25 protein-coding genes, 4 tRNA genes and 1 pseudogene are annotated in these 23,663 nt (G+C 43.2%); 6 read left to right on the plus strand and 24 right to left on the minus strand.

Annotation, left to right across the window (positions count from 1 at the left end):
* From FTU91_RS01130 to FTU91_RS01160, 7 genes and pseudogenes are all read right to left on the minus strand, one after another.
* A pseudogene (locus tag FTU91_RS01130) lies at nt 1–163 on the minus strand (IS701 family transposase); the annotation flags it as partial.
* Nucleotides 164–454: 291 nt separating this feature from the next.
* The gene (locus tag FTU91_RS01135) at nt 455–1,093 is read right to left on the minus strand and encodes a fumarylacetoacetate hydrolase family protein (RefSeq protein ID WP_180080446.1); all 639 of its coding nucleotides are present in this window, start codon (nt 1,091–1,093) and stop codon (nt 455–457) included.
* A gap of 38 nt (nt 1,094–1,131) precedes the next feature.
* Nucleotides 1,132–1,629, minus strand: coding sequence for a YcxB family protein (locus FTU91_RS01140; RefSeq protein ID WP_180080449.1), 498 nt, complete (start codon nt 1,627–1,629; stop codon nt 1,132–1,134).
* 389 nt (nt 1,630–2,018) lie between these two features.
* Nucleotides 2,019–2,095: transfer RNA gene (locus tag FTU91_RS01145), tRNA-Arg, on the minus strand.
* Nucleotides 2,096–2,455: 360 nt separating this feature from the next.
* A tRNA-Arg gene (locus tag FTU91_RS01150) sits at nt 2,456–2,532 on the minus strand.
* Between the two features lie 48 nt (nt 2,533–2,580).
* Nucleotides 2,581–2,657, minus strand: a tRNA-Arg gene (locus FTU91_RS01155).
* Nucleotides 2,658–2,672: 15 nt separating this feature from the next.
* A tRNA-Ser gene (locus FTU91_RS01160) sits at nt 2,673–2,764 on the minus strand.
* 264 nt (nt 2,765–3,028) lie between these two features.
* Between FTU91_RS01160 and rnr the strand changes: the two genes are divergently transcribed.
* The 5 genes from rnr (at nt 3,029) to FTU91_RS01185 (ending at nt 9,238) form a co-directional block, all read left to right on the plus strand.
* Nucleotides 3,029–5,449: a ribonuclease R gene (gene rnr, locus FTU91_RS01165; protein ID WP_180042160.1), complete on the plus strand. Its 2,421-nt coding sequence runs from the start codon at nt 3,029–3,031 to the stop codon at nt 5,447–5,449.
* Nucleotides 5,450–5,597: 148 nt separating this feature from the next.
* Nucleotides 5,598–7,637: a M3 family metallopeptidase gene (locus FTU91_RS01170; protein WP_180042087.1), complete on the plus strand. Its 2,040-nt coding sequence runs from the start codon at nt 5,598–5,600 to the stop codon at nt 7,635–7,637.
* A 41-nt stretch (nt 7,638–7,678) separates the two neighbouring features.
* Nucleotides 7,679–7,888, plus strand: a complete 210-nt coding sequence (locus tag FTU91_RS01175; protein ID WP_171263178.1) for a YheV family putative zinc ribbon protein — start codon at nt 7,679–7,681, stop codon at nt 7,886–7,888.
* A 13-nt stretch (nt 7,889–7,901) separates the two neighbouring features.
* Nucleotides 7,902–8,309 carry a hypothetical protein gene (locus FTU91_RS01180; protein WP_180042089.1) on the plus strand — a complete coding sequence of 136 codons (408 nt, stop codon included), beginning with the start codon at nt 7,902–7,904 and terminating at the stop codon, nt 8,307–8,309.
* A gap of 56 nt (nt 8,310–8,365) precedes the next feature.
* Entirely contained in the window at nt 8,366–9,238 is an 873-nt protein-coding gene (locus tag FTU91_RS01185) for a DMT family transporter (protein ID WP_180042091.1), read from the plus strand.
* Nucleotides 9,239–9,302: 64 nt separating this feature from the next.
* Here FTU91_RS01185 and FTU91_RS01190 read toward each other — a convergent pair whose 3' ends face one another.
* The 5 genes from FTU91_RS01190 to FTU91_RS01210 all read right to left on the minus strand — a co-directional run bounded on the left by FTU91_RS01190 (nt 9,303) and on the right by FTU91_RS01210 (nt 14,554).
* On the minus strand, nt 9,303–11,501 hold the full coding sequence (locus tag FTU91_RS01190; RefSeq protein WP_180042093.1) for a TRAP transporter large permease subunit: 2,199 nt from the start codon (nt 11,499–11,501) through the stop codon (nt 9,303–9,305).
* Between the two features lie 184 nt (nt 11,502–11,685).
* Entirely contained in the window at nt 11,686–12,255 is a 570-nt protein-coding gene (gene rrtA / locus FTU91_RS01195) for a rhombosortase (RefSeq protein ID WP_086195754.1), read from the minus strand.
* Nucleotides 12,256–12,345: 90 nt separating this feature from the next.
* Nucleotides 12,346–13,401 (minus strand): hypothetical protein, encoded by a 1,056-nt coding sequence (locus FTU91_RS01200; protein WP_180042098.1) that lies wholly within the window; start codon nt 13,399–13,401, stop codon nt 12,346–12,348.
* Between the two features lie 516 nt (nt 13,402–13,917).
* Nucleotides 13,918–14,304: a hypothetical protein gene (locus FTU91_RS01205; protein WP_180080452.1), complete on the minus strand. Its 387-nt coding sequence runs from the start codon at nt 14,302–14,304 to the stop codon at nt 13,918–13,920.
* On the minus strand, nt 14,297–14,554 hold the full coding sequence (locus tag FTU91_RS01210) for a succinate dehydrogenase assembly factor 2 (RefSeq protein ID WP_218944703.1): 258 nt from the start codon (nt 14,552–14,554) through the stop codon (nt 14,297–14,299). Before FTU91_RS01210 ends, FTU91_RS01205 begins: the two co-directional genes overlap by 8 nt.
* Nucleotides 14,555–14,743: 189 nt before the next feature.
* On the opposite strand from FTU91_RS01210, the gene FTU91_RS01215 reads away from it, so the two are divergent.
* Entirely contained in the window at nt 14,744–15,916 is a 1,173-nt protein-coding gene (locus FTU91_RS01215; protein WP_180080455.1) for an acyl-CoA dehydrogenase family protein, read from the plus strand.
* Nucleotides 15,917–16,065: 149 nt separating this feature from the next.
* On the opposite strand, the gene FTU91_RS01220 is transcribed toward FTU91_RS01215, so the two are convergent.
* The 12 genes from FTU91_RS01220 to rplR all read right to left on the minus strand — a co-directional run bounded on the left by FTU91_RS01220 (nt 16,066) and on the right by rplR (nt 23,661).
* A complete protein-coding gene (locus tag FTU91_RS01220; RefSeq protein ID WP_180080459.1) occupies nt 16,066–17,562 on the minus strand; it encodes an NAD(P)/FAD-dependent oxidoreductase in 1,497 nt (498 codons plus the stop codon).
* A 203-nt stretch (nt 17,563–17,765) separates the two neighbouring features.
* Nucleotides 17,766–18,131, minus strand: coding sequence for a 50S ribosomal protein L17 (rplQ, locus tag FTU91_RS01225; protein WP_004281488.1), 366 nt, complete (start codon nt 18,129–18,131; stop codon nt 17,766–17,768).
* Between the two features lie 18 nt (nt 18,132–18,149).
* A complete protein-coding gene (gene rpoA / locus FTU91_RS01230) occupies nt 18,150–19,157 on the minus strand; it encodes a DNA-directed RNA polymerase subunit alpha (RefSeq protein WP_004869497.1) in 1,008 nt (335 codons plus the stop codon).
* A gap of 17 nt (nt 19,158–19,174) precedes the next feature.
* Nucleotides 19,175–19,801, minus strand: coding sequence for a 30S ribosomal protein S4 (rpsD, locus tag FTU91_RS01235; protein WP_086195760.1), 627 nt, complete (start codon nt 19,799–19,801; stop codon nt 19,175–19,177).
* A 12-nt stretch (nt 19,802–19,813) separates the two neighbouring features.
* Nucleotides 19,814–20,200: a 30S ribosomal protein S11 gene (rpsK, locus tag FTU91_RS01240; RefSeq protein ID WP_001040166.1), complete on the minus strand. Its 387-nt coding sequence runs from the start codon at nt 20,198–20,200 to the stop codon at nt 19,814–19,816.
* Between the two features lie 19 nt (nt 20,201–20,219).
* A complete protein-coding gene (gene rpsM, locus FTU91_RS01245) occupies nt 20,220–20,576 on the minus strand; it encodes a 30S ribosomal protein S13 (RefSeq protein WP_086174447.1) in 357 nt (118 codons plus the stop codon).
* Nucleotides 20,577–20,682: 106 nt separating this feature from the next.
* Nucleotides 20,683–20,799: a 50S ribosomal protein L36 gene (rpmJ, locus tag FTU91_RS01250; RefSeq protein ID WP_000867907.1), complete on the minus strand. Its 117-nt coding sequence runs from the start codon at nt 20,797–20,799 to the stop codon at nt 20,683–20,685.
* 19 nt (nt 20,800–20,818) lie between these two features.
* Entirely contained in the window at nt 20,819–22,138 is a 1,320-nt protein-coding gene (gene secY, locus FTU91_RS01255; RefSeq protein WP_171263179.1) for a preprotein translocase subunit SecY, read from the minus strand.
* A 45-nt stretch (nt 22,139–22,183) separates the two neighbouring features.
* On the minus strand, nt 22,184–22,624 hold the full coding sequence (rplO, locus tag FTU91_RS01260) for a 50S ribosomal protein L15 (protein WP_086195762.1): 441 nt from the start codon (nt 22,622–22,624) through the stop codon (nt 22,184–22,186).
* 3 nt (nt 22,625–22,627) lie between these two features.
* Nucleotides 22,628–22,804 carry a 50S ribosomal protein L30 gene (gene rpmD, locus FTU91_RS01265; protein WP_067762901.1) on the minus strand — a complete coding sequence of 59 codons (177 nt, stop codon included), beginning with the start codon at nt 22,802–22,804 and terminating at the stop codon, nt 22,628–22,630.
* Nucleotides 22,805–22,810: 6 nt separating this feature from the next.
* Nucleotides 22,811–23,308, minus strand: a complete 498-nt coding sequence (gene rpsE, locus FTU91_RS01270; RefSeq protein WP_086195763.1) for a 30S ribosomal protein S5 — start codon at nt 23,306–23,308, stop codon at nt 22,811–22,813.
* Nucleotides 23,309–23,310: 2 nt separating this feature from the next.
* A complete protein-coding gene (gene rplR / locus FTU91_RS01275; protein ID WP_086195764.1) occupies nt 23,311–23,661 on the minus strand; it encodes a 50S ribosomal protein L18 in 351 nt (116 codons plus the stop codon).
* Between the last annotated feature and the right edge of the window lie 2 nt (nt 23,662–23,663).

Genomic DNA, 23,663 nt, shown 5'->3' on the forward strand with positions numbered 1-23,663 from the left:
TGTAGTCTTCACGCTCTAGAAAGCGATTTACACTATCATGCGAGATGTTATAAGTCTCGGCAAGTTGTGTGCAGCTAATAGAGTTCGGTTCTGTCATGAGAAAGCCCATATAAATGGGTAGAGTACAAGTTGCTGTAGAAGCATTTTTAATTCGTCTGATCACAGATACTTTATAAAGTATTTTAATACTTTTTTGAATCCGTCAATGCGTAAGTCCTATATAATTATATTTAATTTTTCACAGCCTTATCTTTACTTTAAAAGTTGAAGTGACTTTGTGTAGGCTAAACCCTACTTTTGACAGACCAAAAGTAGGCAAAAGTTTTTATTCCCCATCACGACTTCCTGTCGTGATGGGGAATGTGTGGCATCCTTGCCACACACAAATCTAACACTGAGATTCAACTATGGGACAGCAGTGGTATCAAACAGCCTTTTTACTCAGCTTTTTCACTTATTGAACAAAGGTTTTCCAGACAAAATCCTGGCTTTGACCCTGCAATGTCATTTTCAGTTGATCGCCTGATTGCAATGCTGCCACCCCGGCGGGCGTACCGGTCATCACTACATCACCCGGCTCTAAAGTAAACACCTGACTGATATCAGCCAGCAAGGTTGGAATATCAAAAATCAGCAAAGACGTATCGCCTTTTTGACGCAGCTCATCATTCACCTGAAAAGTATAATGGACATCTTTCCAGTCCTTGACTTCAGCCACGTCCACCCAATCTGCCAAGATACATGAACCGTCAAAGGCTTTGGCACGTTCCCAAGGCTGACCTTTCTTTTTCAAGTCATCCTGTAAATCACGTAGCGTTAAATCCAGACCTAAAGTCACAGCACCCACAGCTTGCAAGGCTTTGGCAGGATCGGTTTCTGCTTTTAAAGTCTGGTCAATCCGCAGGCTGAGTTCACATTCATAGTGGCAATTGCCCCATGCTGGATTCCAGCTAATGCCTTGTTCCAAACTCACCAAACTGCTGGACGGCTTGATAAATAAAACCGGACGATCAGGAATGGCATTGCCTAATTCTTTGGCATGATCTGCATAGCTACGACCGACACAGACAATTTTAGATGGACGTGTACTCATGATCTTCCCTTTTATTGCACTTTTACTTTATTTCAAGCTTACTTTTTAAATGTGTTTTCAAATACGGTTTGATCGGCCGGTTGCTCGAAGGCACGTTTCGGTACAATCACCACAGTACGATTTTTCAATTCAATCATATAGGTCAGCTTGCCCACAGCAAAGTTTTGCACTTCACTATAGTTAAAAATCTGTTTACGACCATTGGCATAAATTTCGGCATGATCCTGAAACAACTCGATGCCTTGCTCACTTTTACCAAACTGGTATTTTACAAATTGACGCTTAAACATCATCGGTAAAAACCAGTAACGCATAATCAGCTGCAAAATTAAAAAGAAAGCACCGAGCGCAACATAATAGCGACCGACGCCATTAAAGCCGAGATAAAATCCCCAGATAATAATCCCGATACTGACCAATGGGGTAATAAAACGGGTAATCTGCTTTTTACCAAAAGTCGCCAGGGCAAAACCGTCTTGCGATTCTTCCAGACTTAAGGAATAACGTACCGATACAGCAGGCTTGGTCTCTGACATAATTCATCATCAAATTATTCGAACAATTGTGCTAGATAGTACACCAGATTCCGTCATTTCCTTATTGTTTTTGCCCACCTAAATTACATCAGGCAGCAATGCAGAATATAAAGTTTTAGCCGGATTGGGAGTGATCAATCTTCTATTCGATTTTAAGCTGCGTTCCGATTATCTTAACAGTCTTGGAAATCTGTTTGATGCTGCCAGTAGAGAGCAACGCGAAATGTGCCTTATCACGACATGTTAGAACAATAGATGGCAATACCGTAATGGTATTAAAGATTAAACAGCAGATGAAATAATTTTTTAATACATTTAATTTATTCTAGGCGCAAAAAACCGCAATTAAGTGGTTTCTTTCAATTTCACATCTGTTGATGTGATCAAGTTGGTGCGCTCAGAGAGATTCGAACTCCCGACCCCTTAGTTCGTAGCCAAGTGCTCTATCCAGCTGAGCTATGAGCGCGACGTCTTGATGTGGTGCATTATACGCGTTTTTAACATTCTGTTAAGTGCTTTTTCACAAATCTGCAATCAAATGAACAGTTATTGGGCAAAATTAGATTTTTCATCTATTTTTTAAACAAAATTTGTTTTTTGATGATTGCACAGATTGATTTGAGATAAAGATAATAAATTTCACCGATGCATTTTTACTCCAGGTTTCGTTCAGATATCTGAAGTAAATATTGAAGATGAGATGCTTTTTAAAAACTTCCCAACTCATGGAAAAATTGACAAGATTAAGTTACACCAAATTTCAGACACAAAAAAACCGCAACATGTGCGGTTTCTTCCAGTTTTACATCTGTCGATGTGTTCAAGTTGGTGCGCTCAGAGAGATTCGAACTCCCGACCCCTTAGTTCGTAGCCAAGTGCTCTATCCAGCTGAGCTATGAGCGCGTACTTGAGTTGCCTTTCAGCATTCGTTACATTTACGTTTAACTTGATTGGTGCGCTCAGAGAGATTCGAACTCCCGACCCCTTAGTTCGTAGCCAAGTGCTCTATCCAGCTGAGCTATGAGCGCATTTCAAGTTATTCGTGGCGGTGAGAGAGGGATTCGAACCCTCGGTGGGCTTTAAGACCCACGCTCCCTTAGCAGGGGAGTACCTTCAGCCACTCGGCCACCTCACCGTAACGAGCCGCCATAATACAAATTAAACTTCATTTCTTCAAGTCAGATTTGAAAAAATTCTGATATTTTTAATCAATCATCTATTTTTTAAACAATTTACGACTTTGCTCTGCCCTTTTCTATCTGTTTTATGGCTGGTGACCGTGAAATATTCAGCCTTACCCCAAAATTTGAACTGAAAAACACATTATTGCAATCATTTACGTGCAGTCTGTTGCAGCATGACTTATGCTAATCCTATCTTCTGACATGAAGCCAAAGACATTATGAAAAATTGGGTCGATCCTGAAGCTAAAGCTGAAGCTGAACGCTATGAAAATCCTATTCCTAGCCGTATTCTGATTTCTGAAACGATTGAAAAATTACAAGCACCACAATCTCATGCAGATTTAGTAGAACATTTTGAAATTGCAGATCAAAAAAGTATTGATGCACTCAGTCATCGCCTGATCGCCATGGTTCGCGATGGCCAGTTGATGAAAGATGGATATAAGTTCCAGCTTGCCGCCAGCCAGCCGACGCATGAAGCCACCGTCTATATCAATTCCAAAGGTCTGGGTAGTGCCTCGATTGCCGATCATGAAGACCTTTTACTGCCTGAACGCGAGCTGCGTCTGGTCTTTAATGGCGACCGGGTCAAGGTCCGTCAAACCTCGGTCGACCGCAAAGGTAAGCCTTGGGGCTTTATTACCGAAGTGGTGCAACATCGGGTGAAACAGATTATTGGTAAAGTGGCCATTCACGATGGCGAATACTTTATTCAGCCGACCAATCCGAATGCCCATCAGCCGATTACCCTGGAAAAAGAACTGATTGAACATGCCCAGGTCAAAGTAGGTGATTCGGTTCGTGTGGCGATTGATGACTATCCAACCCGCGAAGAACTGGCGACCGGTCATATCGTTCAGTCTATGGCAGACAAGGCAGATACCGAAATCATTATTCCGCAAACCATTTTAGAATTTGGCTTGCCTTATGAATTCCCGGAAGAAGTGCTTCGCGATGCCGAACACTTTAAGGAACCTTCTGCACAAGACCGTGAAGGTCGTATCGATTTACGTGATTTGGCTCTGGTCACCATTGATGGTGAGGATGCACGCGACTTTGACGATGCCGTATATGCCGAAAAACGTCTAGGTGGCGGCTACCGTGTGGTCGTAGCCATCGCTGACGTAAGCCATTATGTCCGCAACGACAAACCGCTAGATGACGAAGCCAAAGAACGTGGCACTTCAGTCTATTTCCCGCATTTTGTCTTACCAATGTTGCCGGAAGCACTTTCCAATGGCTTGTGCTCGCTGAATCCGCATGTCGATCGTCTCTGTATGGTCTGTGATCTAAAACTGTCACGTGCCGGTCGCGTCACTGGTTTTGAATTCTATCCATCAGTCATGCATTCCAAAGCGCGTCTCACCTATACTCAGGTGGCACAGTATTTTGATGGCGACAGCAAAGCAGTTCCTGAAGATCGTGATGTACGCAAATCGCTGAATACCTTGTTCCAGCTGTATCAGATCCTGAAAGGTTTACGTGCAGAGCGTCATGCCATGGAATTCGAAACAGTCGAAACCTACATGACCTTTGATGAGTTAGGTGGCATTAATGAAATTCTGCCACGTACACGTAACGAAGCGCATAAGCTGATTGAAGAATGTATGTTATTGGCAAACGTCGCAGCCGCAGAATATGCCCTGGAAAATGACATTCCGATGTTATACCGTGTACATGAGCCACCTGAATTTTCACGCATCCAGAAAGTGCGTGAATATGTGAAATTGCTCGGCCTGCCTTTCCCGGAACAACCAACGCAAAAAGATTATCAGGCGGTGATTGAAGCCACCAAAGACCGTATTGATGCTCCAAGCATTCATGCGGTGCTGTTACGCTCGATGATGCAAGCCTATTACGGTGCAAATAATGCCGGGCATTTTGGTTTGGCGTATGAGGCCTATACCCATTTCACCTCTCCGATCCGCCGTTACCCGGACTTGTTATTGCACCGTGCCATCAAAGCCCATTTAAAACAAAAGCCTTTCCTGCTTTCCGGTGCCGCTCTGGATGATGCCGGAGAACATTTCTCTCAAACCGAACGCCGTGCCGATGAAGCTTCCCGTTCCGTCACCACCTGGTTGAAATGTCATTATATGAAGCAGCATTTAGCTGAAGAATTTGTCGGTGTGATCAGTGCAGTGGCTGAATTTGGCCTGTTTGTAACATTAAAAGACCTCTATGTTGATGGTATGATCCACGTCAGCCAACTGGGCGATGACTATTTTGTCTATGACCAGCCAAGCCAAAGCTTAATCGGTCAGGCACGTGGTCAAACCTTTAGTCTGGGCGATGAAGTCAAAATTAAGGTGGCTGCGGTAAATCTGGACGATCGCAAAATTGACTTTGAACTGTTGCAACAAATAACCCATGCCGGCCGTGCTATTCGTAGCCGCGCGCCACGTGTGGCCAAGACAACAACAGAAGAAGTATTTAGCCCGCGTGCGAAAGCCGTGGTCAGTGAAGATGGTGAACAACCGATTCGCAAGAAAAAGCCTAAAACCAAATCTGCTGCACCAGCTAAAAAGTCAGATAAAAAATCTTCAGCCAAATCGGATGCAAAAGCCAAAGACAAGCTGAAGAAAAAATCCAAACCGAAAAAGAAAAAGTCGAATGCGAAAGCTAAGCTAGACTAATTTTCTGATAAAAGCCCTACTTCGGTAGGGCTTTTTATTGAGTCTAATCTAGAAAGTATTTACCGACTGAAAAATAATAGCCCTTGATTTAACCTTCTCTAAGCCTTACATCTACTATTAACTTTATAAATGATATGGCGTATTAGAAATGACTTTAGAAAAGGCGACCTTGCCCGTTCCACAATTTGACCAGATTCAACTGGCTGATTTAAAACAACAGATTGAACAAGCAATTCAACAAGGACAAAGTTTTTTAAAAGATTTAACTGCAGTTCCAGAGAACGCTCAAGCACAGCTCAATGTTCTGGAACAGGTCGATACGCTGGAAAACAACATGAGCGAAGCTTGGGGTGTGCTATCACATCTCAATGCCGTGATGAATAACACAGAAACGCGTGAACTTTATCAATCCCTGCTTCCAGCATTAAGTGAATACTACACCCAGCTGGGTCAACATACGGTGCTCTATCAAAGCTATCAACATGTACATGACTCATCCGTATTTAGCACCCTCCCTGCAGCCCATCAAAGTGCCATTAAACTGGCACTGCGCGATTTCAAACTTTCAGGCGTGGCTTTAGAAGGTGAAGCGAAAAAACGCTATGCAGAAATTTCTGCACGTTTGTCACAGCTGTCATCTGACTTTTCTAACCATGTCCTCGATGCCACACAAATCTACTTCAAGCCTCTAACTGAAGAACAACTCAAAGGTTTACCACAAAGCAGCATCGATCTGCTCAAACAATATGGTCAGCAACGCGAACTTGATCAGTCAGTTGCGACATTGGACATTCCGGCTTATCTGGCCATCATGACCTATGCCGATGACCGTGGCTTACGTGAAGAGTTATACAAAGCCTATACCACACGTGCTTCCGACCTATCTGAGCATCCTGAATTTGACAATACCCAGGTGATGGAAGAAATCCTGAGTCTACGTCATGAAATGGCACAGTTATTAGGTTTCAACAACTATGCCGAGTTATCGCTGGCCAGCAAAATGGCGCCGGATGTCGAAACCGTAGATAAGTTCCTGGTCGACCTGGCTGAACATGCCCGAACACCTGCAAGTAAAGAAATTGCCGAATTAAAAACCATCGCCATTCAGGATGGCATTCTCGAATTACAGCCGTGGGATACAGGTTATTATTCGGAAAAACTGAAACAGCAACAGTTCAATTTATCGCAGGAATCACTGAAACCGTATTTCCCTGCACCCAAGATTTTGCAAGGCTTGTTCAGTATTGTAAATCGTCTTTACGGCATCAACATTGTGGAACGTGAAGCGCCCGTCTGGCATCCAGATGCACGCTATTTTGAACTGGAAGATCAAGGCAAGGTAGTCGGCGGTTTTTATTTCGATCTGTATGCACGTAGCGGCAAACGCGGTGGTGCCTGGATGAGTGGTTTCCGCTCGCGCATGCAAACCCGACAAGGCCTGCAAAAACCGATTTGCTACATGGTCTGCAACTTCACCCCTGCTGTAGGCGATCAACCTGCGCTGCTCACTCACGATGAAGTGAATACCCTGTTCCACGAATTTGGCCATGGGCTGCATCATCTATTGACCGAAGTCGACCATATTGCCGTGGCAGGTACACACGGCGTAGATTGGGATGCAGTCGAGCTACCAAGCCAGTTTATGGAGTTCTGGACCTGGGATACTGACAGCCTCGACCTGCTCAGCGAACACATCGAAACCCGGCAGCATTTGCCAGAAGATTTGCTTAAATCCTTGCTGGATGCCCGTTTCTTCCAGTCTGGTATGCAAACCTTGCGTCAAATCGAATTTGCCCTGTTTGACCTGTCGATTCACAAACACAGTTCTGCTTTAAATGCCGAACAGGTACAAGCGACGCTGGACGAAATTCGCCAAAAATATGCGGTCGCACCGACAGCCAGTTATAACCGTTTCCAGCATAGCTTTAGCCATATTTTTGCCGGAGGCTATGCTGCGGGTTATTACTCTTATAAGTGGGCCGAAGTTTTGGCCAGTGATGCCTTCGACCGTTTCGAAAAAGAAGGAATCTTTAATGTGCAGACCGGAAAAGAATTTCGTCAATTTATTCTAGCAGTTGGCGGAAAAGATACAGCACTTGACGCGTTTATCAATTTCCGCGGACGCGAGCCAAAAATAGATGCATTATTACGTCATCAAGGTTGGACGAAGCCCTCTAAAAACGCTTAAACTAACTGTCTAAGATTGTTCGGAAGGTTAGGATGATGACTATCAAACGTCGTTTCATTGCAGGTGCTAAATGTCCAAAATGTGAAGCACTGGATCGGGTTGTCATGCTAACTTCTGGCGACGATGAATGGATTGAATGTATTGACTGTGGCTATAGCGAAAACCGGCCAACACATGTCGAAGAACCACAAATGCCGGAACTGCCGGATGAGATTGGTGTCATTCAGTTCAAACCACGTCAGCCTAAATAAAAACAGGTTCAATATGACATTAGATCAAAGAAATAGCCCAAAACTTTTATTGGGCATTATGGGGGGATTGGTTGCAATCATTGCGCTTTTTTTAGCCTATCAATGGTTTTTTGCAACTTCAAACGAAACATTGCCTGAACATGAAGGAGCTAGTTTAACGGCTCCTGCAAAACCAGCTGAACCGCTTGCTCAAGCCGAGCAGAAAACCATTCAGCTGGTGGATGAAAAAATTCTGAAACAAGCTGTTCCAGAAAATGAATCACTCGCCAAAGAAGAAGTGGCTAAACTGGATGATATTCAAAGCCAGTTAAATGAACAGGAAACCATGCTAAAAGCCCAACACGCCGATGCAGATGAGCTGATTGCCCTGAAAGAAGAACAGATTAAATTACTCGAAGCTCAATTGGCTCAAAAACAATAATTTTATAGTTGAATATTCAGCTAAAATATCAGCACATGTTTTAGCTGATTTCTTTCATGTCCCTACCGACCAGCAATCGGAACCTGTTTACAGCACTTGCCTTACTGACCTGCTCTGCCTTTTTATTTTCTCTGATGGGCGTCTGTATTCGCTATGCCTCACACACGCTAGATAATCCCACTATTGTATTTTTTCGCAACTTTGTCGGCTTGTTTATTTTTCTGCCGTTTATTTACCGTAAAGGAATTGGATTTTTTAAAACCGAAAAAATCTGGATGCATAGCTGGCGTGCCGTGATCGGGCTGGTCGCCATGTATGGCTTCTTTTATGCGATTGCCCATTTAAAGCTGTCCAATGCCATGGTGTTTACCTATTCTTCCCCGATTTTTATTCCCCTGATTGCCTGGCTATTTCTGAAAGAAAAAATCACCAACGCCATGTTTCTTGCTGCAGCGATTGGTTTAATCGGTGTGATCTTTGTCGCCAAGCCGGATGCCGGCATGTTTAACCAGATGTCGATCATTGGACTAGGGGCAAGCTTCCTGGCTGCCATGGCATTTGTGACGGTTCGTGCGCTTACCAGTACCGAATCGCCAGAAAAAATCGTTTTTTATTTCTGTTTTATCGGCACCCTCATTTCCATGATTCCGATGTTCTGGCTATGGCGTCCCTATAGCTGGACTGAACTGGGTTTTCTGATTGGTGCGGGACTGCTGGCCAACATCAGCCAGATTTTCATGTCCAATGCCTATAAACTCGCACCTGCCGGACAAATTGGCCCGGTAAATTATATTGCCATTATTTTTGCCGGAATCTGGGGCTTTATATTCTGGCAAGAAATACCGGATTATTATAGTTTAATGGGTTTCGGACTCATTTTAACTGCCATTATCCTGTGTAGTCCCTTGGTGAAAAAACGTTCAATCTAATCATTCAGCCAGTTTTTCCAATCATAAAAAAAGCACCCGAAGGTGCTTTTTTTAGCATGATCAATTAATGATACCAACCGAACAGTTTAAAAATATACGGCGCATAGGTCACAATCAGTAAAGACGGGAACAGCACCATAATCGGTAGCAACCAACGTTCATAACGGTAATAAAACTTGGTGTATTTGACCTTTGCTTCCGCATCGGCAGCACGAACCTCATCATCACCTACCGACATTCGGGTCAGCAGATGATTCAGCGCCACAGGCGGAGAGACATAGCCCAATTCAAATGCAACCAGTACAATCATCCAGAAATGGATGGGATGAATACCATTTTCATAAGCTACCGGTGCAATGGTGGCAGCCACCAGAATGACCGCGCCAAACGGATCTGTCGTCATACCGACAATTGCCAGCAACAGTGCAATAAAGGCCAGTGAAATATAGATATTGCCAAGATGCGTTGGCAATAATTCAACCACTTCACTACGTTCAATCAGACCGCCTACACTTGCAGACAAAGCCATCAGGATAATCAGTGCACCAATATGTCCAACGGTTTCTGCTGAAGCAAACCACATGGAATGGGCAAAGCCGCGTGATTTTTCTCCCCCATGCGGTGTATGTTCGCGCATAAAGGTCGACTGTTTTTCATGTTCCAGGGTTAAAGCTGCATGACGGTCTGGTGGTGTCACAAAACGGTCACCCCACCATTTATCAAACATAATGTAAGCAATCAGGATTATCGGCAGAATCACCGGAGCAGTGAATTCATCCATTTGAGTATCCAGACCCATCGTATACATTAAAATGACAACAACAGTAATCACGATATAAGGAATCACCGGCACAATGGCTTTTAACATGCCCGGTACCGCCACTTTAGGCGAGTTCACACGGAAACGTGTTTCCGCAAGATAAAGTGATACCCCCAGGAAAATCAAAGCGGTCAACCAGAAGACATAAATACCATGATCAAACAGCTCATCTGAAGTTACATGTCGGCTATCGAGCATGGAAATCAGAATCACCAGCAAGCAGGGACGAATCACCACCCCCAGCGAGCCAGACATGGCGGAAACAGCCAGGGCATATTGACGGCGTGAACCCGAATTCCATACTTCCTTATAAATGATCGCACCTGCTGCCACAACAAAAATCCCGGAAGCACCGGTATAGGCCGTTGGAATCGCAGCGGCAATCAAAATCAGCCAGGTCAGGGTTTCAGGGGCCAAATTCCACGGACGTAAAATACCGAGGAATAAATCCATCACCCGAGTTTGGGTCAATAGCATACCCACCCAGATAAACAGTGCCAGGTTTAAGAAAATGCCAGAGAATTCCACCAGAATTCCGAGGTAAATCCCTTGCCCCATTGGATAATCCATGACAAAGGTAAAAACAATCCCGGTCACTAATGCCATGTAGGCATATAAAGGTACACTCAGTAAAGCCAGTCCCAGATTACCCTTAGCTTCCTGTTTAGCCATAGGTGGTTTAAAGAGTTGTAACAGACTGATCAGGGTTAAGCTAATAAATAGGAAAATCCACAACCAGTAAACCGTCAGTGTTTCATACGTGGAAGTCACGCCTGAGTTGATAATGGAATGGTATTGGCTGAGTACCGATGCTGTCAGCAGACCATTACCCAATGCCATAAACAGGGCATAAACACGATAATCCAGCTTGGTGGTTGGAGCACGTAAGCCAATATGATGAAACTTGACTGAAGCGGTGATTGCAGCAACCACAACCATCAACAATAAAATAATGACACGGTTTTCAGTACCAAATTTAAAAACACCAAAGAATGAGGTTTCCAGGGTACGGTAAGTTCTTATCGTTGGATGATCATCCATATATTGAATGGCTTTGTCATAGAATTGATACTTTTCCTGGCACTGTTGCTGCCCTGCCAGAACCGAAGCCCGTACATCTGCTTCCGATGTAGTCCCGAAAATATCAGCGAACTCATCATTGGCATTGGCTTTCATTTGTTTTTGTACTTGCGCATCAATATCCGGATGTAAGTCACAGCTTGGCTTGGTGGGTTCTGCACGTAAAAAAGAATATTGCATGCCAATATCTTCATTGCCATACAAACGTTCACCTACACGTAATAGCTGACCATGAATCATCTCACCAGTACCGATGATGAGTGTGAGTAAAAGTAGTAATAGAATGACAAAAGTCGAGATCCACTCTGTCCATATATAACGTAACAGACCTAATCCTGATCTGCTGTTTTCATCATTTTGCATGTGCATTCCTATTTTTTCTTTTAATCATTGCTACAACTTCAGCAATGCCACTTTCCTTTTCTGAATAGAAAACATCCTTTCTCTATTCAATCTATTTATTCTTATCAACAAATTTGCATTAACTCGATATCAATGAAAATGACAATATGTATTTTCTTTTCTGTTTTAAATGTCAATCTTGCCACTATTCAACAAAATATTCCCATAAAACATAAGCCAAAGCGATGACGACTCCTCCAATAACACCTAACAAATGTGCTTCAACCAAGACTGGACTGCCAATCAGTTCCGCTGTACCGACACTGCCTACCGTATTTTCCCAAAGCAATTTTCCCAGAATCAGGCACAACACCAAGGCAGCAAAATTGCGCTCTTTTCTATACAACAGATGCACACAGGCAACGGTGACATACGCCCCGTGCAAGACTCCAGACAGGCCGGCATAAGCTTCTATATCCGGAAAAAAATAATAAAAACACAGACTGATAAATGGCGGAAGTAATAAAAGTAAAGCAACGAAATGCCAGATTTTGACGCGTGGAAAGATGAAAGGTAAACAGGCAAAAGCCAGCATATTGAGCAGATAATGAATCCATCCCACATGTACCCAATGGGCAGTCCATAAACGCCAGAATTCTTTAAATAAATCAGCTTGCCAATAAATAAACGAGTCTGCAAAAACTTGAAGGCATGCCGAAAAAGACATTACAAATGCAATAAAAATAATCTTTTGCATCAGAAACGGGTTTTTCATTGGCATGCCCCCCAGTTTAGAAATAATGGATTAAAAATAAAACATCATCCCAACCCATATTTTTCTTATATTTTTTTCATCCCATTCAACTTAAGAGGATGCAGCACTCTCATTTTCAGTAAATAAATCATCCAGTTCTGCAGAATTATCCTGATCATCCCAGAAACGTTGCATCCCATCATCACTGGAGCGGATGCCGGTATGTTCAGTCCAGTAACGGTCTGAAATCCCCTGCACCATATTTTGCGCCATACTGTCTACCAGTCTGAACTGCGGATTAACCGGTTTTTCTTCAGAGCGGGCTGTGGCAAATGCTTTCAGTGCATCACGAATCTTGGCATCATCGCCACTGGCTTGAGCTGCGACCGCATACAGGGCATGTGACAAGCGTACACCTTTTTGTTCACCCAGTTGCACCGACTGTTTTAAAGTCTGATAAGGGTCGGGCTTACCATCTCCCGCACCCGGCAACAAGGTCCAAATGACTGCACGTGCAGCTTCTGGCGCACCCCAGAATTTGGAATTATCTAGGCACACCATGCCGCGTTCCACCACTGCCGCAATATCTTTCGGTACATTGACGGCACCGCCAGAATTAATGTCATTGGTCATGGCCTGTAAGCCACTGATCATTCCCATTAAATATACCGTTTGATCGAGGTCACTTTTCATTTTTGGGCACCCATCACCTAGGGCCTTGTTATATTTTGTCGCCCAACGCTTTTCTAATAGCTGGTAGCCTGCATACTGACGCTGTGCGGCAATGGCAGCCCAGCGTTTTTGCTGGATACGGGCATCTTGTGCTTCTGAAACTTGCCCCGCTTTAGAAGCGCGTAAATAATGCAATTCTGCTTCCAAGGCCTGATTTTCAGCACAAACTCCTGATGAAGCATATAAAAGAACCGCAATACGGGTTGGGTCTGCCCCCATATCTTTGGTGGACATAATAGCAGGCGTTAAGGCATTGCCTGAATTGCATGCCATATCAGCATCATCCATGGCCAAGATAGGCGGTACAATATGTTTCTCACTAAAACCTAGGGCAATGTTTGCCCCTGATTTAACCACTTGAGAACAACCTGATAATAAAGAACTTGTAACGATGATGGCTGCCATACCTTGGCATATTTTTTGGACTTGCGACATTTTCCTGTCCTCTATAATTGTGTTTATGTCCATAGCACCTAAACATAGCAGATGCAAAATTTGAATAAAAGAGTATTCACTCTAATTTGGTTTGCTACTGTGCCACGAAATGATGTACGGAAAATTGACTGTATTCCATCAAGTTAAAAATTTTGGGCAAAAAAAAGTAGCATTGCGACGGTTCGGCACATGCTACTTATCAAGGGGTCAAAGCCTAACGGCTTTCAGGTTGTGCAAATCGATCCTTCAGCACTGTTCCTAGTCGCCCAATAACAATCGCCAAAACAATTGCTATCACCAGAAACATCCAAGTTGGAATCACCATGATGATTTCCTCAGTTGCTGTTGGTGGTTTTAATTTACATTTAGCTGAAATAATTCACTGGAAAAATTGTCTGACAATTGCAACATTTGTGATTTTTCTCATCAAACTGTCTTACAAAGAACAAAAAATATAACTATATATTTGATTATAAATAATTTAATTAAAATAAATTTTATACAACTGTCTAACAATTAGCTTAATTTAGCCAGTTTTTTCAGTGCTTTCCATTGCTTAAAAGGCAATTGATCAACCCAAATCAAGAGTGGCTTCTCCTGAAAATGCTGGAAATACACCACAATATAAAGCTGATGATCAATCAAATGACTAACCGACACACGTTTAACCTGTTGCGATTTTAAATGCGACAGTGACCATTCACGTGCATGCAAATGTTCCAAACAGATCAGTTGAGGGACTTTCAAGCCATAGGCATAGGTCATTACACCTAGCACAATACACAGCAACCATAGCCATACGGGCAAGAGTTGCTGCAAAAGCACAATCAACAGAGTAAAAATGCTCAGCTGAAATATGCAGGCCAGACGGCTGCGTTTCAGCTGAAAACAACGGTTAGCCATGAACGTAATTTTTCAACTTGGCAATCAAGGCTCTCATTTCCGGACGTGGCGGTTCAGACACTTCCATAAACCAATCTAACAGATCTGGGTCCTCTTGCGCGACCAACTCAGCAAAAGTTTCTTTCTCTGCTGCATCTGCCTGTAGATAATAATTTTTTACATAAGGGTCAAAATAAACATCAATCTCTTTTAAACCGCGACGAGCACGATAAATGACTTTGCGTTCTTCCAAGCTGATTTCTTCGCTCATAGCTAGCTCCCCAACAGTGTGAAATTTTTTGCTAGTTTACCCTATCCATCCCCTCTATTTCGAGCCATTTGCCCGAATTGACCAAATTCATCATTTTATCTGTACATTTGAGCATTCATCTCATTGTCGCTTATGCCTCAATCTTTTAATTTTTATCAAACAACATATTTCTAGATGGACACAATAATAATGCAATCAGCTGCGATTCGACCTTTAGCCAATATGCTGCCCCGTCATTTGTTTAATGCCGAACATGAAGCTTTCCGTGAAACGGTACGCAAATTTTATGAAAAGGAAGTGGTTCCCAATACTGCCAGATATGAACAGCAACAGCATGTCGACCGGGATTTGTGGAACAAGGCGGGTGCACTGGGCTTACTTTGTGCCACCATGCCGGAACAATACGGAGGCTCGGGGGTAGACCGTCTTTACAGCATGATCCTGATTGAAGAACAGGCCTATGCCATGGATTCAGCAACTGGCTTTTCGTTACATTCGGATATTGTGGCCAATTACATCTGCAATTTCAGCAATGAGCAACAAAAGCAGCACTGGCTACCAAAAATGGCTACAGGTGAAGTCGTTACTGCCATTGCCATGACCGAACCGGGAACAGGATCTGACTTACAAGCAGTACGTACCTCTGCTGTTTTGGATGGCAGTGATTATGTCATCAATGGTTCCAAAATTTTTATCACCAATGGCTACCTGTGTGACATGGCGATTGTGGTCTGCAAAACGGGCAGCAGTGATAAAGGTTCAGCTAATCTGTCTTTAATTATGGTCGAAGCTGACCGTGCCGGTTTCAGTAAAAGCAAACCTTTAAATAAAATTGGTATGAAAGGACAAGATACCTGCGAGTTGTTCTTTGACAATGTCCGTGTGCCTAAAGAAAACTTACTCGGTATGGAAGGCATGGGTTTTATGATGCTGATGAAAGAACTGGCTTGGGAACGCATGCTGGTCGCGATCATTTGTCAGGCGGGAGCCGAAGCAGCATTCGCGCATACCGTGCAATATACCAAACAGCGACAAGCTTTCGGCAAGCCGATCAGTGCTTTTCAAAATACCCGCTTTAAACTGGCAGAATTACGCACTGAAATTGATTTCTGTCGTGCTTATTTAGACCGTTGTATGGAATTACAGCTTGAAGAAAAATTGGGTATTGATGCAGCGGCAGCAGCGAAATACAAAATTTCCGAAATGTTTTCTAAAGTCGTGGATGAATGCCTACAGCTGCATGGCGGTTATGGTTACATGATGGAATACCCGATTGCACGTGCCTATATTGATAACCGTGCCAATCGCATTTATGCTGGTACCAATGAAATCATGAAAGAACTGATTTCACGTTCGCTATAATCAACATTTATTTCTATACCGGTTCAATGCTTGGTACTCTATCTGTAGCAGCTTGCAGCAGAATAAAAGCTGACAACTTGAACCCATAATTCAATAGGTATAAAAGAGGGAGCATTACTGCTCTCTCTTCAAAAAATAATGAAATTCAATTATGAGACTAAACGTGGTGTTGCACTTTTCTTATCTTGTTGCTCACGTTTATGAAATTTAAGCACACCATCATCAAAGCGTGCATGCTTTAATTGTTTACGGTCAGCCAGATAATTATTGGAGACACTCCAAGGTGCATGCTTGCCCTGTTTCGGCATCACATCAGCAGCACGGGCAATATAACCTGAACTCAGACTGCCCATCACGGTATCTTGCATTAACTCGGTCGCGTCACCTTGTGGAATCACTTCATCATAGCCATTTTTATCCATATAGTTGATCAGACGGCAAATATAATCCGCCGCAATATCCACTTTCAGTGTCCAGGAAGCATTGATATAGCCAATAATCATGGCCATATTTGGCACATCACTGACCATGATGCCCTGATACAGCATATGTTGAGAGGTATTCATCAGCTTGCCATCAATCGTGGCCTGAATACCGCCTAAAATCTGAATATTCAATCCGGTTGCAGAAACGACAATATCCGCATCCAAATGTTTACCGGACTTTAACTGAATACCCGTTTCAGTAAATTTTTCAATTTGATCCGTTTCAACTGAAGCACGGCCTTCACGCAGAATCTTAAACAGGTCACCATCCGGTACCACACACAGACGCTGATCCCAAGGCTCATAGTTTGGAGTAAAATGCTTCATGTCAACTTTATCCTTGAGCTGGAATTTCACCGCATTCAGCAAAAGCTTCTTGAGCAGTTTCGGCTGTTTCTGCGCCAGGGCATAAATACCACGTTGCATGCCAATATTACGCGCGCGCGTTAATTTATAGGCCAGATCTTCTGGTAAGATCTTACGCATTTTGTCATAGACCAGATCAATTGACGGCACAGAGGCGATATAGGTTGGGGAGCGTTGCAGCATGGTGACATGCCCTGCACCACCTTTCGCCATGGCTGGCACCAAGGTAATCGCTGTGGCTCCACTACCAATAATTACGACCTTTTTACCAGAATAATCTAGCTGCTCAGGCCAATGTTGCGGATGAATAAACTCGCCTTTAAATGCAGACTGATTTGGAAATTCAGGTTGGAATCCCTGATCGTAATTATAATAACCAGTACAACCTAAAACAAAATTGGCCACCCAGGTTTGCTTTTTTTGAGCAGTATCTTCAATTTCAACCACCCACTTTTTAGTGATCGAATCATAATTCGCCGCAAAAACCCGATGCTGAAAATGGATTTTATTTTTAAGCTGATACTCGTCAATCACTTCAGATAAATAATTTTTGATGGATGGACCATCCGCCAAGACGCTGTCTTTTTGCCACGGCTTAAAATTAAAACCAAAGGTCGACATATCTGAATCGGAGCGGATTCCCGGATATTTGAATAAATCCCAAGTTCCACCAAAACTTTCACGACGTTCAATAATTTCAAACTGGCGTTGTGGGCAATTTTTCGAAAGATGAACAGCCAGACCAATACCCGAAATACCGGCACCGACAATCAACACATCAATATGTTTTTCCATGTTCTTTTTATAACCTGTTTAAGCTTTATTTTATTAAACCATAAAATTGACAATACTCAATGTCAAGTTTGTATGAAAGTCATAAAAAATATGTCAGTTCAGGACAAAAGTTTAAATTATCAGAGAATTAAAAATCATCAGGCATAAAAAAGACCGGTGAAACACCGGTCTTTTTTAGAACAACTGAAGCTCTTCTTGCGAAATTAGTTAACTTCGCGATCTACTAGCTCAACGTAAGCCATCGGTGCAGCATCACCTGCACGGAAGCCCGCTTTAAGAACACGTAGATAACCGCCGTTACGTTCTTTGTAACGAGGGCCAAGAACGGTAAATAATTTACCAACAGTTGCTGCTGAACGAGTACGAGCAAACGCCAAACGACGGTTTGCAACAGTATCGTTTTTAGCTAAAGTGATTAAAGGCTCAGCTACACGACGTAACTCTTTAGCTTTAGGCACAGTTGTTTTAATCAACTCGTGCTCGAACAAAGAGTTAGCCATGTTTTGGAACATCGCTTTACGATGACTGCTTGTACGGCCTAATTTCACACCACTATTACGATGACGCATGGTGATAGTCCTACTTAATTAACGGCTACGATAGGCAAAACGGTCGTCCATACGGAGACTAGCTGGTGGCCAGTTCTCTAAACGCATGCCGAGTTGTAAGCCTTTAGAAGCCAGAACATCTTTGATTTCAGTTAACGATTTTTTACCGAGGTTAGGAGTTTTTAACAACTCCACTTCAGTACGTTGAACCAAATCACCGATGTAGTAAATATTTTCTGCTTTCAAACAGTTAGCAGAACGAACAGTAAGCTCTAGATCATCTACTGGACGAAGCAAGATTGGATCCACTTCTTCGCGAGGCTCTTGAGCAACAGGAGCTTGATCTTTCTGAAGATCAACAAAAATTGCAATTTGTTGTTGCAAGATTGTTGCCGCTTTACGGATTGCTTCTTCAGGATCAACTGTACCGTTTGTTTCAAGATCAATGATCAGTTTATCAAGGTCAGTACGTTGTTCTACACGAGCATTTTCTACTGTATAAGACACACGTTTGATTGGGCTATAAGAAGCATCTAACTGTAAGCGACCCACAGGGCGAGTCTCGCCTTCTGGGAAACGTGAGTCAGAAGTTTCATAACCACGACCTTGAGAAACTTTCAGGCGCATTTTTAAATTGCCTGAAGCACTTAAAGTGCCGATCAAATGCTCAGGGTTTACCACTTCAACATTATGAGGTAAACGAAGATCAGCGGCTGTTACATCGCCTGGACCTTGTTTTTCTAATGTCAAATATGCTTCGTTTTGATCGAACAGCTTAATCGACAATCCTTTTAGGTTCAGCAAGAGCTCGACGATGTCCTGCTGCAAGCCTTCCAAGGTACTGTACTCGTGCTCAACCCCTTCTATTTCAACTTCAACCACAGCAGCGCCAGGTAAAGAAGAAAGAAGGATACGACGTAAAGCATTACCAAGAGTATGACCAAAGCCACGCTCTAATGGTTCCAGAATCACTTTTGCCGAGGTCCCGCTAGCCGCTTCGACCTTGATCGCTTGCGGAGTTAGAAACTCATTTGCAGTACGCGTCATTATTGCTACCTCAAGGATTATTTAGAATACAATTCTACAATCAAGCTTTCGTTGATTTCAGCAGGTAAATCAGAACGATCCGGTGCAGCTTTAAACGTACCTTCTAGTTTTGAATGGTCAACTTCCATCCAAGAAGGAATACCACGTTGAGCAGCCAATTCAATTGCGCCTTTAATACGCAATTGTTGTTTAGCACCTTCGTGAACTGCGATTACATCGCCAGCTTTAACTTGGATAGACGCGATGTTAACACGACGACCATTCAAAGTAATGCTACGGTGAGATACAAGCTGACGAGCTTCTGCACGTGTAGAACCAAAACCCATGCGATAAACTACGTTATCAAGGCGGCTTTCAAGCAGTTTCAACAAGTTTTCACCTGTTGCGCCTTTAACACGAGCAGCTTCTTTATAGTAGTTACTAAATTGACGTTCTAACACACCGTACATACGACGTACTTTTTGTTTTTCACGTAATTGTAGTGAGTACTCAGATTGTTTGCTGCCACGAGCCCCGCCATGTTGGCCAGGTGCTTTAGCATGTTTTTTTGTCTTAACGTCAAATGGTTTAACGCCAGATTTTAATTGCAGGTCTGTCCCTTCGCGGCGAGAGAGTTTGCATTTTGGACCAATATAACGAGCCATGAATGATTCTCCTTACACACGACGTTTTTTAGGTGGACGACAACCGTTGTGCGGGATTGGCGTCACATCGGTAATGCTGTTAATTTTATAACCCACTGCACCTAAAGCACGAACCGCAGACTCACGACCAGGACCAGGACCTTTTACAAGGACATCCAAGTTTTTCAAACCGTAATCCAAAGCTGCTTTACCAGCAACTTCAGCAGCTACCTGAGCAGCAAACGGAGTTGATTTACGTGATCCACGGAAGCCTTGTCCACCTGAAGTGGCCCAAGCCAGTGCATTACCTTGACGATCGGTAATAGTCACAATGGTGTTATTAAAAGAAGCGTGAATGTGTGCAACACCTTCAGAGACGGTACGAGTGACCTTCTTGCGTGTGCGAGTATCTTTAGCCATCTTTTAGCTTCCAGAAATCTTATTTCTTAATAGGTTTGCGCGGACCTTTACGGGTACGTGCGTTAGTTTTGGTGCGTTGTCCACGGACAGGCAAGCTGCGACGATGACGAAGACCGCGGTAGCAGCCTAAATCCATTAAACGTTTAATGTTCATGGAAATTTCGCGACGTAAATCACCTTCGGTCGGAACCTTGGTAATTTCTGCACGAATCGCATCAAGCTGAGCATCATCCAATTCACGGATCTTAGTAGTTGGTGCAATACCAGCAGCAGCTAAGATGTTCTTAGCAGTGTGGCGACCGATACCAAAAATATACGTGAGGGAGATAACAGCATGCTTGTTATCCGGAATGTTTACACCGGCAATACGAGCCATTCACTTTCTCCAAAAAGGCAGTAGAGATAATCAACCGCCCCACAAATATCTTGAGGGGCGGATAATAACCTAATTAGCCTACTGAAATCAACAGGTCTTGATCAGATTAACCTTGACGCTGCTTATGACGAGGTTCAGCGCTACAAATAACGCGGATAACCCCATTACGACGGATAACTTTACAGCTACCACAAATTTTTTTAACAGAAGCTTGTACTTTCATGATGAAACCTCAAGTGCGCTTATCCCTTAGGATGAGCAGTCGTTTTTCTCATTAACGTTTGATTGTCATACTGGTGCGAAGTGAGATGGGCTTGTAGCTGAGCCATAAAGTCCATCACAACAACCACTACGATCAGCAAGGATGTACCACCTAAATGGAATGGAATACCAAAAGAACTTTGCAGAATCATTGGCATCAAACAGATGACCGTAATATAAATTGCACCAATGAATGTCAAACGATTAAGAATATGATCTAAGTAACGAGCAGTTTGCTCACCTGGGCGAATACCAGGTACATAAGCTCCGCTGCGTTTCAAGTTCTCTGATACTTCTTTAGGACTGAACACAAGTGCAGTATAGAAATAACAGAAAAAGATAATTAACGCACCGAAGAGCACCAAATACAAAGGTTGTCCAGGCGATAATACCAATGCCAAATCTTGTAGGCTACGCTTTACGATTCCTGCATTTGGATCAGAACTACCCAACCATTGACCTAAACTTGCAGGGAACAGCAATAATGAACTCGCAAAAATTGCTGGAATAACCCCCGCCATATTTAATTTCAATGGCAAATGTGTCTGCTGTGCAGTAAATACGCGACGCCCTTGTTGCTTTTGAGCATAGTTAACCGGTATACGACGTTGTGCCTTTTCAATAAATACAATCGCAGCAAGAACCGCAACTGAAAGTAATGCAAATACAGCCAGACCAATTAAGCTCGATTGACCATTATCCACCGAAGTGAATGCTTGAATTACAATATTTGGCAAACCAGCAACGATACCTGCAAAAATGATCATGGAGATCCCATTACCAACACCACGTTCGGTAATTTGCTCTCCTAACCACATTAAGAACATAGTGCCTGCAACCAATGAAGTTACAGCAGGAATGTAAAAAGCCAGTCCTGAGGTCAAGGTAATTCCTTGGCTAATCAGACCAGCACACATACCAACACCTTGTACCAATGCAAGTAATAACGTGCCGTAACGCGTATATTGATTAATCTTACGCTTACCCTGCTCGCCTTCTTTCTTTAACGCTTCCAGCGAAGGAACGACTGTTGACATCAACTGCACGATAATCGATGCAGAGATATATGGCATGATTCCCAACGCAAGAATTGACATTCGCTCTAATGCTCCGCCAGAGAACATATTAAACAAACCTAAGAAAGTACCTTCATTAGCTTTGAAAAAACGTTCTAAAGCGACATTATCAATACCCGGCAGCGGAATATGTGCTCCTAGTCGAAAGACCAGTAATGCGCCAATCAAAAACATTAATCGACGAATAATTTCACGATATTTCACATGAAATGGCTGGCCTTTCATCATGTTGACATGACCTGAAGAACTAGGAGACATAGACACTAGCGATTACTCCTCGACTTTACCGCCAGCAGCTTCAACAGCAGCTTTAGCGCCTTTAGTCAAAGCAACACCTTGTACAGTGAATGCACGAGTAATATCACCAGAAAGTACGATACGAGCACGAGTCATATCTTTACGTACAACATTGGCAGCTTTTAAAGTTTCAAGTGAAATGATATCACCTTCAACTTTAGCAAGCTCTGATAAACGTACTTCAGCAGTTTTTAAAGCAAGTTGGCTAGTGAAGCCGAATTTAGGTAAACGACGATATAACGCAGTTTGACCACCTTCGAAACCTGGACGTACGCCACCGCTCTTACGTGATTTTTGACCTTTGACACCACGGCCACCAGTCTTACCAACGCCAGAACCGATACCACGGCCTAAACGAAGGTTTTCACGTTTAGCACCTTCTGCAGGTGCAATAGTATTTAAACGCAGAGTCATGGCTTATTCCTCTACACTAACCATATAGTAGACTTGGTTGATCATACCGCGGTTAGAAGGCGTATCTTGCACTTCTACAGTATGACCAATACGACGCAGACCTAAACCTTTAAGGCTAAGCTTGTGATTTTTCAAGCGGTGCGCAGAAGATTTAGTCTGGGTAACTTTAATCGTTTTCATGATTGATTACCCTTGAATTTGTTCTACTGAAAGACCACGTTTCGCAGCGACTTTCTCAGGAGAAGTCATGTCACGCAAACCTTTAAAAGTTGCGTTCACTACGTTAGCAGCGTTTGTAGAACCATAGCATTTTGTCAATACATTATGTACGCCAACAGCTTCTAGAACTGCACGCATAGCACCACCAGCAATTACACCAGTACCTTCAGAAGCAGGTTGCATGTAAACGCGGCTTGCACCATGACGAGCATTAATAGGGTGTTGTACAGTACCGTTAACAAGCTCAACAGTAATCATGTTACGACGTGCAGCTTCAAGTGCTTTAGAAATAGCAGCTGGAACTTCACGTGCTTTACCACGACCAAAACCTACGCGACCATTACCATCACCCACAACAGTTAATGCTGTGAAAGAGAAGATACGACCACCCTTAACAACTTTGGCTACACGATCAACGGCAACCAGCTTTTCAACAAGACCTTCGTTTTGTTCAACTTTAGCCATGATTAGAACTCCAAGCCGTTTTCACGAGCAGCATCAGCCAAGGCTTTGATACGACCATGATATTTGAAACCAGAACGGTCAAATGCAACTTTAGTTACGCCAGCTGCTTTCGCACGTTCTGCAATTAAAGCACCCACTTTTTGAGCCGCATCAACGTTACCAGTTGTACCAGCACGTAAAGTAGCATCTAAAGTTGAAGCTTGAGCTAAAACTTTGCCACCATCTGCTGAGATAACTTGAGCATAGATGTGACGCGGTGTGCGGTTTACACACAAGCGAGTCGCACCCAATGCACGAATGTGCAAGCGTGTGCTTTTCGCACGACGCAAACGGGATTGTTTCTTTTCGTTCATAA

The sequence above is a fragment of the Acinetobacter sp. YH12201 genome, assembly GCF_013418145.1.
Taxonomy (GTDB): Bacteria; Pseudomonadota; Gammaproteobacteria; order Pseudomonadales; family Moraxellaceae; genus Acinetobacter.

What these genes read in the sequence shown, in the direction of transcription:
- FTU91_RS01210 (WP_218944703.1), bottom strand. Translation starts at nt 14,554, where the DNA reads ATGAGCGAAGAAATCAGCTTGGAAGAACGCAAAGTCATTTATCGTGCT.
- rplO (WP_086195762.1), bottom strand. Translation starts at nt 22,624, where the DNA reads ATGACTCTGCGTTTAAATACTATTGCACCTGCAGAAGGTGCTAAACGT.
- rplR (WP_086195764.1), bottom strand. Translation starts at nt 23,661, where the DNA reads ATGAACGAAAAGAAACAATCCCGTTTGCGTCGTGCGAAAAGCACACGC.
- FTU91_RS01205 (WP_180080452.1), bottom strand. Translation starts at nt 14,304, where the DNA reads ATGGCTAACCGTTGTTTTCAGCTGAAACGCAGCCGTCTGGCCTGCATA.
- rpsM (WP_086174447.1), bottom strand. Translation starts at nt 20,576, where the DNA reads ATGGCTCGTATTGCCGGTGTAAACATTCCGGATAACAAGCATGCTGTT.
- rpmJ (WP_000867907.1), bottom strand. Translation starts at nt 20,799, where the DNA reads ATGAAAGTACAAGCTTCTGTTAAAAAAATTTGTGGTAGCTGTAAAGTT.
- FTU91_RS01215 (WP_180080455.1), top strand. Translation starts at nt 14,744, where the DNA reads ATGCAATCAGCTGCGATTCGACCTTTAGCCAATATGCTGCCCCGTCAT.
- FTU91_RS01185 (WP_180042091.1), top strand. Translation starts at nt 8,366, where the DNA reads ATGTCCCTACCGACCAGCAATCGGAACCTGTTTACAGCACTTGCCTTA.
- FTU91_RS01170 (WP_180042087.1), top strand. Translation starts at nt 5,598, where the DNA reads ATGACTTTAGAAAAGGCGACCTTGCCCGTTCCACAATTTGACCAGATT.
- rplQ (WP_004281488.1), bottom strand. Translation starts at nt 18,131, where the DNA reads ATGCGTCATCGTAATAGTGGTGTGAAATTAGGCCGTACAAGCAGTCAT.
- rpsE (WP_086195763.1), bottom strand. Translation starts at nt 23,308, where the DNA reads ATGGCTAAAGTTGAACAAAACGAAGGTCTTGTTGAAAAGCTGGTTGCC.
- rrtA (WP_086195754.1), bottom strand. Translation starts at nt 12,255, where the DNA reads ATGAAAAACCCGTTTCTGATGCAAAAGATTATTTTTATTGCATTTGTA.
- FTU91_RS01190 (WP_180042093.1), bottom strand. Translation starts at nt 11,501, where the DNA reads ATGCAAAATGATGAAAACAGCAGATCAGGATTAGGTCTGTTACGTTAT.
- FTU91_RS01140 (WP_180080449.1), bottom strand. Translation starts at nt 1,629, where the DNA reads ATGTCAGAGACCAAGCCTGCTGTATCGGTACGTTATTCCTTAAGTCTG.
- FTU91_RS01135 (WP_180080446.1), bottom strand. Translation starts at nt 1,093, where the DNA reads ATGAGTACACGTCCATCTAAAATTGTCTGTGTCGGTCGTAGCTATGCA.
- rpmD (WP_067762901.1), bottom strand. Translation starts at nt 22,804, where the DNA reads ATGAAAACGATTAAAGTTACCCAGACTAAATCTTCTGCGCACCGCTTG.
- rpsD (WP_086195760.1), bottom strand. Translation starts at nt 19,801, where the DNA reads ATGGCTCGTTATATTGGTCCAAAATGCAAACTCTCTCGCCGCGAAGGG.
- FTU91_RS01220 (WP_180080459.1), bottom strand. Translation starts at nt 17,562, where the DNA reads ATGGAAAAACATATTGATGTGTTGATTGTCGGTGCCGGTATTTCGGGT.
- rpsK (WP_001040166.1), bottom strand. Translation starts at nt 20,200, where the DNA reads ATGGCTAAAGATACTCGCACACGCAAGAAGGTCACTCGTACCGTCTCT.
- FTU91_RS01180 (WP_180042089.1), top strand. Translation starts at nt 7,902, where the DNA reads ATGACATTAGATCAAAGAAATAGCCCAAAACTTTTATTGGGCATTATG.
- rpoA (WP_004869497.1), bottom strand. Translation starts at nt 19,157, where the DNA reads ATGACGCGTACTGCAAATGAGTTTCTAACTCCGCAAGCGATCAAGGTC.
- secY (WP_171263179.1), bottom strand. Translation starts at nt 22,138, where the DNA reads ATGAAAGGCCAGCCATTTCATGTGAAATATCGTGAAATTATTCGTCGA.
- FTU91_RS01200 (WP_180042098.1), bottom strand. Translation starts at nt 13,401, where the DNA reads ATGTCGCAAGTCCAAAAAATATGCCAAGGTATGGCAGCCATCATCGTT.